Here is an 8,954-nt window from a genome sequence, read left to right on the forward strand (position 1 = left end):
CCATTACCCATTACCGATTCCCCATTACCCATTACCGATTCCCCATTACCCATTACCGATTCCCCATTACCCATTACCGATTCCCCATTACCCATTACCCATTACCGATTCCCCATTACCCATTACCCATTACCCATTACCCATTACCCATTACCCATTACCCATTACCCATTACCCATTACCCATTACCCATTACCCATTACCCATTCTTCTGATTAATTTGAATTCAAGCCAAACATATAAGGGCTGGTTTTCCATCTAAAACCGGCCCTCATCCGATCTCGAAAATCGGTGAAATTTTAATTTTTAATCACATAACTAACTAGAGCTTGTAGCCCCAGCCGATAACTTTCTGAGCCAAAACCGCTGATTTGCCCGATCGCCACCGCCGCGATATACGAGTGGTGCCGAAAAGCTTCCCGTCGGTAAATATTGCTCAAATGAACTTCCACCGCAGGGATATTCACAGCGGCGATCGCGTCTCTAATTGCCACACTCGTATGAGTATAAGCTCCAGCATTAATCAACAAGCCTTGGTGCTGCCCTAACATTGAGTGAATTGCATCCACCAAAACCCCTTCATGATTCGACTGCTGAATAGAGACTTGCACCTGGAGGGCTTGCGCTTCTCGTTCTAGCAACTTGTTGATATCATTTAAAGTCGCAGAACCATAAACTCCAGGTTCTCGCTGACCCAATAGATTCAGATTAGGGCCGTGAAGTACCAGGATATTTAACAATTTTAAAAATTCCAGCGCAACAAAATTTATGAGATTTTTGAGAGTTTTGACTTGGGATTTAGAACCAGTCTTCAACCTCAAACCTCAAACCTCAGATTTCACATCTAGTCCCGACTACCGGCGATGCCTGGGTTGGTTGACTGGAATAGGAATCGGTTCGAGTTCCGGTTGAGCTTCTGGACTCAGCAGTCCTTCTATCAGCTTGCGAACCCATTCTTTAATTTGTTCCAGCACCTTTTCAATGTCTTCCATTGAACGGATAGCTCCTTTTTTTATAGTCTAGATTGGTGACGCTCCTACTCTGAATCAAAGATTACAGCGTAGGCATCTGAGTCCTGTTAAGGATATCGAGATCTTCCTTCGAGGTACTCCAAAATGTTTCTCTCGCTCGGCGTTTTATAGTGAGGAACACGTCCAGCCCCACTGTTTTTGCACTAGATCAAGGATTGTTTGTTCAGGCTGTGAAGATTTAAGAGTCCTACGGAATCGGTTAACCTTCTATCCTTCACAAACCTGGCTTTCATCCCACCCCAAATCAAAGATTAGGTCGTGGGGATTCCCGCCGAGCTAGCTAAACCGACGGCTAAATCCCTGAAAATAAGCAAGCACGACTTTGAAACCAAAGGTCAAACTTGCTTTCTCGCTTGCTGGTTGTTGGGAGCAACGCTTTTAAGCAAAGGAGAGAATCAGTGTATTTGCCAATCAGCCCTGTCTTATTATCATAACGAATCTTTACAGATAATCAATAGGCAAGGGGAAAATTACTGAAATATCTCGGACTGCAATTATTAAATAAAGCTTAAGCTTAAGGATGAGTATTGACAATTGACAAAGTGTTAGAGGTTTTCTACGCTTTTGCCAATAATAATTTACGCCGGAGCCGATCGAGCGCCGTACAACTACTCAGATTTCTAATCCAATCGCGAGTGCGGGCATAGCCGAAACGGTATTCAAAACTTTCAGTCTCGCCCTCGGGGCCCGCTAAACCGATATAAACCAGTCCGACAGGTTTAGCATCCGTGCCGCCTCCTGGGCCCGCGATGCCTGTAATGCTCAATCCCCAAGTGGTGTTGAGACTGGCGCGCACTCCCGCAGCCATTTGTTTTGCGACTTGCTGGCTGACTGCGCCAAATTCGGCTAAATCTTGGGGATTAACACCTAATAATCCTTCCTTAACCCGATCGTCATAGGAAATAATTCCACCCAAAAAGTACCTCGAACTGCCGGCAACACTGGTCAACATCGCTCCCAACCCTCCTCCCGTGCAGGATTCAGCCACACTAAGAGTTTCGCCAGCCAACAGCAACAATTTACCGACAGTCGAGGCGAGGGTATCGGTATCGGCACCGTAACAGTCTAAGTCAGTAATCAGTAGCAACTGTTGTTCGATCGGCTCAATTAACTTTTTCGCCGCCACTTCCGACTCAGCGCGGGCCGAAATCCGCAGTTTGACTTCGCCGTGATTGGCGTAGGGAGCAACAGTAGGATTAGTTAAATTCAGAAAATTATCTACTTTTTCCGCGAGTGCCGACTCAGCAATTCCCCAAAATTTCAACGTGCGACTGCAAATAGTTGCACTGCACCAGCCGTTATTTTTCAAGTAAGGAACGGCGATTTCTTGCCACATCAAGTGCATTTCCGCCGGTACCCCGGGAAATGTCATCACTGTGACATTGGGAACCGGCTGCCAAATAATCCCCGGTGCAGAACCTGTCCGGTTTGATAGAATGTCCGCACCTTCGGGAATTAAAGCTTGTTTGCGGTTGCTCTTGCTCATGGTGCGTCCCCGCTGAGCAAATTTTTGTTCGATATCGGCGATAATTTCCGGCCTTTCGATGAGGGGAACACCAAAATAATCGGCGATTGTTTCGACTGTGAGGTCGTCTGGTGTGGGGCCGAGGCCTCCGGTGAAGACCAAAAGTTGCGATCGACCTATAGCTATTTCTATCACCTGTTTAATGCGTTCTGGATTGTCTCCCACAACTGTTTGATAGTAGTGAGGGATGCCCAAACTCGCTAATTCTTTCGCTAAAAACTGGGCATTGCTATTAAGAATATCGCCTAACAGCAATTCAGTGCCAACACAAATAATTTCAGCAACCATTATTCTATTTTAGATTTTAGATTTTGGATTTTAGATTGGTTATTGGGCATTGGGCATTGGGCATTGGGCATTGGGAAGAAGGCCCGCGCAGGGCATTGGGCATTGGGCATTAATGATTGGTGATTGGTGATTCTTACTAACAAGTAACAACTAACAACTGTCAACTGTCAACTGTCAACTGTCAACTGTCAACTGTCTATCTTGCGTGCCTCCAAACTTTCCAGCTAGCGTATCCCAGCAAACTTGTAGCTCCCATAGCGTAAACTATGCCACTTGGAACTGAAAAAGCTAGGGCTAAACTTCCTACCCAAAGTGTCAGCGAGTAAATAAATAAAACCGCAAATCTATGGGATAGTCCGGCTTCTAGGAGTCGGTGGTGCAGGTGGCGTTTGTCAGCAATAAAGGGCGATTTGCCGTTACGGAGCCGATCGAGAATCACCGCCGACATATCTAAAATCGGTACAGCTAAAATTAAATATGGCAGTAACACAGAAGTAACAGCCGTAGTTTTAACTAACCCAATTACTCCCACTCCAGCGAGAGTAAACCCGATAAAATAAGCCCCGCCATCTCCCATAAAGATTTGAGCCGGATTGAAGTTGTAGCGTAGAAATCCCAAGGTGCCACCAGCTAAAGCCGCTGCAATTAGGGCCGCCGCCGGTTGGTGCATCGACAGACTGACAATCAGCATCACAACTGCTGCAATCCCCGAAACTCCGGCTGCTAAACCGTCCAAACCATCAATCCAGTTAATGGCGTTGGCCATACCGACGAGCCAAATCACGGTAATGGGCAAGCTCAGCCAGCCAAGATCCGTCAGTCCCAGGGAGGGAACTGTGAGAAACTCAATTTGTACGCCCGCGTACCAAGCGATGCTGGATACGCCAATTTGCATGAGCAAGCGTTTGATGGCTGAGAGCGAAAACAAGTCGTCTGCTAAACCGATGAGGAAGAATCCGATGCCGCCGAGGGTGACTCCCCAAACTTGGTATTCGTCTTTGGGATTGAGAACTTGTCCGCTAGCATCGATGAAGCCTCCACAGAGCCAGACAAATAACAGGGCAATCAGAGTGCCGAGAAAGATAGAGACTCCTCCCAAGCGTACCATGGGGCGCTGGTGGACTTTTCGCTCGCCTGGCCGATCGACTCGCCCGCTTTTGAGACCAATGGTTTTGACTATTGGCGTACTCCAGAGGACGACGCTCGCAGAAACCAGAAAAGCGAGTACATGATACAGATACTGGTGCGGCATCTGAAATTAATTTTAAATAGTGCGGGCAATTATACTGTCAGGCAGAGTCTACTACATTTCAGATGGCTTGTAACCAGGAAACATTTTTAAGAGCGACTGGGGGTTTGGGAGCCGGAGATTTGCCGGAGTGGAAGTTGCCAGGATGCGAATTGTCAGGTTTTTAAATGATTCCTCTCGAATTAATCGTCTTTCAATCGCAATGTTGATCGACTTTTTCGATATCCATACTTGCCAAGCGAGCTGAGTTGAGCGGTATCTTTCGCGATCGACAAATACCGTTAATCAAACCAGCGCCGCTCGACAAATATTTTTAGTAAAAACTGCCTTTCGCGATCGAGATTTTCGATAAAAACTGCTTGTCAAGATCGCAAGGAACAACTCTCAATCTTTTGTAGCTCTTTTACCTTTTTACCAGAAAGAATTGGTTGAAAGCCTCTCCTTGATCGGGAGAAATTAAAATCAGACTATTCATTACTCCCATCCTATTCCTTCTAGGTAGAGGTCGCTCTCCTTCGGTCAACTGTCAACTGTCAACTGTCAACTGTCAACTGAACCGTACACTTCCAACTACCAATTCCCCATTGCCGATCAGGAAAATTAAGCTAATGCCGGCACTTTCAAGAACAAGTGCGGGTATAACGGGAAGCGATCGCACAGTGCGGCTACTCGGCGCCGACATTCGGCGGCGACGCTTTCATCATCTGGATTTAGCAGTCGATCGGCAATAATATTACCAATCTCGGTAAATTCTGCTGTTCCCATTCCTCTTGTCGTCATCGCGGGCGAACCGAGTCTCAAACCGCTGGTGACAAAGGGCGATGCTGGATCGAAAGGCACCGTATTTTTATTAGCAGTAATATTCACACCGCTGACTAATTGGTCGGCTCGCTTGCCTGTCATGTTTGCCGATCGCAAATCTACTAGCATTAAGTGATTGTCGGTGCCGCCGGAAACGAGTTTTAAACCCCGCTGCTGCAACTGTGCAGCTAAAGCCCGCGCATTTTCAATTACTTGACCGGAATAAGTTTTAAATTCCGGTTTTAATGCTTCGCCGAAAGCTACAGCTTTGCCCGCAATCACGTGCTCTAAGGGGCCGCCTTGAGTGCCGGGAAATACTGATTTGTCGAACTTTTTGCCCAGTTCGGGGTCATTGGTCAAAATCAAGCCGCCACGGGGGCCGCGCAGGGTTTTGTGAGTGGTGGTGGTGACTGCGTGACAGTGGGCGAGGGGGCTGGGATGATGGCCTGTGGCGACTAATCCGGCAATGTGGGCGATGTCGGCGAGCAGGTAAGCTCCAATTTCGTCGGCGATCGCTCTAAACTTTTCAAAGTTGATAATTCGCGAATATGCCGAATAGCCGCAAATCAGCAATTTTGGTCGGTTTGCTTTAGCTAGTGCCAAAATTTCGTCGTAGTCGAGCTGTTCAGTTTCTTTGTTGACGCCGTAGTGAAAAGCTTTAAACCATTTACCGGATACATTAACCGGCGAACCGTGGGTCAAGTGTCCGCCGTGGGACAAATCCATGCCCATAATTCCGTCCCCTGGCTCTAGCAAGCTCAAAAATACTGCAAAGTTGGCTTGAGCGCCGGAGTGGGGCTGGACGTTGGCGTGGGCTGCGCCAAAGAGCTCTTTAGCGCGATCGATCGCGATTTGCTCGATGCCGTCAATAAATTCGCAGCCGCCGTAGTAGCGTTTGGTTGGCAATCCTTCGGCGTATTTATTGGTCAGCACTGAGCCTTGAGCTGCCATTACGGCTGCGGAGGTAAAGTTTTCGCTGGCGATCAGTTCTAAGTGATCTCGCTGCCGCTGGAGTTCTTGCCCGATTAAATCGGCAATTAGCGGATCGGTTTTGGAAAGGAAGTCTAAGTTAGTGTCCGTCATTCGATTTTAGATTTTAGATTTTGGATTTTGGATTGACCCCACGGCTCAAGTCGGGGGAAGAGAGGATTTGAGATTTTAGATGCAAGGATTGATTCCACGGCTCGATCCGGGGGCTTGTACCATCAAGAAATTCTTGGTCACAATAATCAACCTCTTCAGAAATTTGGGGATTGGGAATTGGGGATCTTGTACCATACTACGGATTTCGCACCATTGACATAAATATTACGTTGTGTTCAGGTTAAGCCGTTTGTCCCAAATTCCTGACATACAATGAAATTACTGGTGTGGAACCTGCCGGAGGTATCAAATGTTAGTCATTCTAATGGAAAATCAGATGCTTGCCCCTCAGTGTGTTTGCCAAAGTTGTGTGCTCGCCGATCGCACTGGCCAACCGCGCTGGAGCGGTGGAGAGCTTCGCTGCGGTCATCCAGTTGCCAAACCTACGGAAAATTTGCCCGATCGATACGAGTGTCAAATGGGCTTCGTCATTGCCAATATTAAATAATCATCGGCCAAACAGGGCATCGGGCATCGGCCAAACAGGGCATGGGGCATCGGGCAAACAGGGCATCGGGCATCGGGAATGGTGACTATTGAACCCGACTTGAGATAAGTACCGCTGAATCTACTCGGCTCTGAGTGAAAAGCAAGTTCCGGGCGAGTCGGAACACTGAGCCTGCCGCTGCGTTATCCTGAGTTTAATGGGAATTGATATTTAGTCGATCGACTCAGGAGAGTTCATTATGACTTGGCGCGGATCTACGACTGTTCCAGACCGGATTTTTGCTTCTTTGCCTTACTTGCTACCGCTGATTGACGGGCTTGCCTTTGGTAGGTTTCTGTTTACACAGTTTCCTGTCCTGCAACTGTTGTTGATACCGCTATCTCCATTGATGCAAATTTATAGTTTGCCCTTTGCTAGCTTGGTTATTTTCTTTGCCCTGTATTTAGGAGTAGTTAGAAACGAAAACATCAGTCACTTCATTCGTTTTAATGCGATGCAGGCGATTCTTTTAGACATTGTTTTGATGCTCTGCGGTTTGGTTTTGCCAATTTTTGCAAAAGGCTTCCAAGTCGCATTTATTGCAGAGACTCTGTATAATATGGTGTTTTTAGGCGCTTTAGCTGCATTTTTCTATGCAGTGGTTCAATCGGCTTTGGGACGCTATGCAGAGATTCCTCCCATTTCGGACGCTGTTTATATGCAGGTACGTTAGTAAGTAGTTATTGGTTATTTGTTGGTTGTTATTTGTTGGTTGTTATTTGTTGGTTGTTATTTGTTATTTATTCGGATCAAACCTAATAACCAATAACCAATAACCAATAACCAATAACCAATAACCAATAACCAATAACCAATAACCAATAACTAATAACCAATAACTACGATATTTTCAAGACTGCCGATGCCTTCAATTTCAATGCGGACTCGATCGCCTATTTGCAGCGGCCCAACTCCTTGGGGCGTTCCAGTCAGTATCACATCGCCGGGATTTAGGGTCATGATTTGACTGATGTAGGAGACGAGAAAGTCTGGGGAAAATACCATGCGATCGATCTGAGATGACTGTATTGGTCGATCGCTCCCATTGACAAAAGTCTGCAACTGTGCAGCAGGACTCAATTCGCGCACAATCCAAGGCCCCAAGGGACAAAACGTATCAAACCCTTTGGCCCTCGCCCACTGGTTGTCTCGCTTTTGCAAATCTCTGGCTGTTACGTCGTTGGCGATCGTGTAACCCCAAATTTTGCCGTGTGCTTGTTCGGGAGTGCAGTTGGTACAATGTTCGCCAATTACCAGGGCCAATTCTCCCTCGTAGTCTACCCTTTCCGACTGCTGCGGATAGCGAATTGCTCCACCTGCTGCGATGACAGCGCTGGGAGGCTTGAAAAACAGCAGCGGTTCTTCGGGTACTGGAGTTCCCATCTCGGCAGCGTGATCGACATAATTTTTGCCGACGGCTACAATTTTTGAGGGAGAGCACGGGGCGAGAATTTGGTAACTATCTGGTGCAAGTTCCAAATCAGTTGGTTGTCCTTTTAACCAGGGAGGCGCATCAAATACTTGAACGCTGCGGCTAAGTTGCAGCAAACCGTAATGGATGTGTCCTTGTGTTGTTTTAACTCGAACGTAGCGCTGGGCCATAATATTTTAGATTTTAGATTTTGGATTTTAGATTAAATAGGACTTTCAGTAGGATACATATAAACACGAATCTAGGGATAATTACTGAAAATTTATTGCTCGATCGACCTTTTTGATTTTTGATGTATCATTTTTAACCCGCTTTCAGTACAAATTCCGTGCAGCGCTTTGTCCCAGGAGTCAACGGGTAGCTGGGCTAGCAAGGCAAATTCAAAGATTGTGGCGATCGCAATTTTTGATTCCCACTCAGTTAAACTGAGCATTCGATCGTAATAGCCGCCACCGTAGCCCAAGCGATAGCCGCGAACATCGCAACCTACAGCGGGTACGAGGATTAAATCTACTTCTGAGCGATCGATTTTCGGAGCATCCGGCAGCGGTTCTAGGATGCCATAAGCTCCAGTATGCAAAGCATCTCCGGGCTGCCAGACGTGCCACGATAACTGTTTGCCGACACAGCGGGGAAATCCCCACGTGCGGGGAGTTTCAAATAGGGGACTTAAATCTGGTTCTTGGCGAAAGCTAAAGTAGGCGAGGATTGTTTTTGCTTCGGTAAATAGGGGCGAGTTGTGCAGGTGGTTGCAAAGGATCTCGCTCTTTTGTCTCCATTCTTGGGCTGGTAGGGATTTGCGGGTGTTCAGGAGCGATCGTCTTAATTCGGTTTTAGTTAATGAAGGTTCAGGAGTGTTCATATTTGCGATCGAATCTCTCGTTTGAGTTCCAGTCCGGCAGGGGTTGAAAACCCCTGTCTCATAGCGAAAGTCCTCTCAAAGAGGACTCAAATTAATTGCATTTTGCATCAAACTCTGTAGTCGGTTTTAACCGACT

The 8,954-nt window shown here is 46.9% G+C and carries 9 protein-coding genes; 2 read left to right on the forward strand and 7 right to left on the reverse strand.

From position 1 onward, the window contains the following. Positions 1 to 299: 299 nt before the first annotated feature. The 5 genes from aroQ to glyA all read right to left on the reverse strand — a co-directional run bounded on the left by aroQ (position 300) and on the right by glyA (position 5,977). On the reverse strand, positions 300 to 740 hold the full coding sequence (gene aroQ, locus JGK11_RS31445) for a type II 3-dehydroquinate dehydratase (RefSeq protein ID WP_293178224.1): 441 nt from the start codon (positions 738 to 740) through the stop codon (positions 300 to 302). A gap of 114 nt (positions 741 to 854) precedes the next feature. Then, positions 855 to 992 (reverse strand): hypothetical protein, encoded by a 138-nt coding sequence (locus JGK11_RS31450; protein ID WP_293178014.1) that lies wholly within the window; start codon positions 990 to 992, stop codon positions 855 to 857. Positions 993 to 1,587: 595 nt separating this feature from the next. Next, positions 1,588 to 2,844, reverse strand: a complete 1,257-nt coding sequence (locus JGK11_RS31455) for a competence/damage-inducible protein A (protein ID WP_293178011.1) — start codon at positions 2,842 to 2,844, stop codon at positions 1,588 to 1,590. Between the two features lie 196 nt (positions 2,845 to 3,040). Further along, the gene (locus JGK11_RS31460) at positions 3,041 to 4,096 is read right to left on the reverse strand and encodes an MraY family glycosyltransferase (RefSeq protein ID WP_293178008.1); all 1,056 of its coding nucleotides are present in this window, start codon (positions 4,094 to 4,096) and stop codon (positions 3,041 to 3,043) included. 597 nt (positions 4,097 to 4,693) lie between these two features. Beyond that, a complete protein-coding gene (gene glyA / locus JGK11_RS31465) occupies positions 4,694 to 5,977 on the reverse strand; it encodes a serine hydroxymethyltransferase (RefSeq protein ID WP_293214329.1) in 1,284 nt (427 codons plus the stop codon). 310 nt (positions 5,978 to 6,287) lie between these two features. Here glyA and JGK11_RS31470 point away from each other — a divergent pair, with 310 nt between their 5' ends. Both JGK11_RS31470 and JGK11_RS31475 read left to right on the forward strand, forming a co-directional pair. After that, positions 6,288 to 6,485 carry a hypothetical protein gene (locus tag JGK11_RS31470; protein ID WP_293133771.1) on the forward strand — a complete coding sequence of 66 codons (198 nt, stop codon included), beginning with the start codon at positions 6,288 to 6,290 and terminating at the stop codon, positions 6,483 to 6,485. Positions 6,486 to 6,723: 238 nt separating this feature from the next. Beyond that, positions 6,724 to 7,197 (forward strand): Tic20 family protein, encoded by a 474-nt coding sequence (locus JGK11_RS31475; protein WP_293177999.1) that lies wholly within the window; start codon positions 6,724 to 6,726, stop codon positions 7,195 to 7,197. Between the two features lie 152 nt (positions 7,198 to 7,349). On the opposite strand, the gene JGK11_RS31480 is transcribed toward JGK11_RS31475, so the two are convergent. Both JGK11_RS31480 and JGK11_RS31485 read right to left on the reverse strand, forming a co-directional pair. Then, positions 7,350 to 8,126: a fumarylacetoacetate hydrolase family protein gene (locus tag JGK11_RS31480; RefSeq protein ID WP_293214331.1), complete on the reverse strand. Its 777-nt coding sequence runs from the start codon at positions 8,124 to 8,126 to the stop codon at positions 7,350 to 7,352. 92 nt (positions 8,127 to 8,218) lie between these two features. Beyond that, positions 8,219 to 8,818, reverse strand: coding sequence for a 5-formyltetrahydrofolate cyclo-ligase (locus tag JGK11_RS31485; protein ID WP_293214333.1), 600 nt, complete (start codon positions 8,816 to 8,818; stop codon positions 8,219 to 8,221). Positions 8,819 to 8,954: the final 136 nt, after the last annotated feature.

The organism is Microcoleus sp. PH2017_34_RAT_O_A (assembly GCF_020737885.1).
Taxonomy (GTDB): Bacteria; Cyanobacteriota; Cyanobacteriia; order Cyanobacteriales; family Microcoleaceae; genus Microcoleus.

What these genes read in the sequence shown, in the direction of transcription:
- JGK11_RS31475 (WP_293177999.1), top strand. Translation starts at nt 6,724, where the DNA reads ATGACTTGGCGCGGATCTACGACTGTTCCAGACCGGATTTTTGCTTCT.
- glyA (WP_293214329.1), bottom strand. Translation starts at nt 5,977, where the DNA reads ATGACGGACACTAACTTAGACTTCCTTTCCAAAACCGATCCGCTAATT.
- JGK11_RS31460 (WP_293178008.1), bottom strand. Translation starts at nt 4,096, where the DNA reads ATGCCGCACCAGTATCTGTATCATGTACTCGCTTTTCTGGTTTCTGCG.
- JGK11_RS31455 (WP_293178011.1), bottom strand. Translation starts at nt 2,844, where the DNA reads ATGGTTGCTGAAATTATTTGTGTTGGCACTGAATTGCTGTTAGGCGAT.
- JGK11_RS31485 (WP_293214333.1), bottom strand. Translation starts at nt 8,818, where the DNA reads ATGAACACTCCTGAACCTTCATTAACTAAAACCGAATTAAGACGATCG.
- JGK11_RS31470 (WP_293133771.1), top strand. Translation starts at nt 6,288, where the DNA reads ATGTTAGTCATTCTAATGGAAAATCAGATGCTTGCCCCTCAGTGTGTT.
- JGK11_RS31480 (WP_293214331.1), bottom strand. Translation starts at nt 8,126, where the DNA reads ATGGCCCAGCGCTACGTTCGAGTTAAAACAACACAAGGACACATCCAT.
- JGK11_RS31450 (WP_293178014.1), bottom strand. Translation starts at nt 992, where the DNA reads ATGGAAGACATTGAAAAGGTGCTGGAACAAATTAAAGAATGGGTTCGC.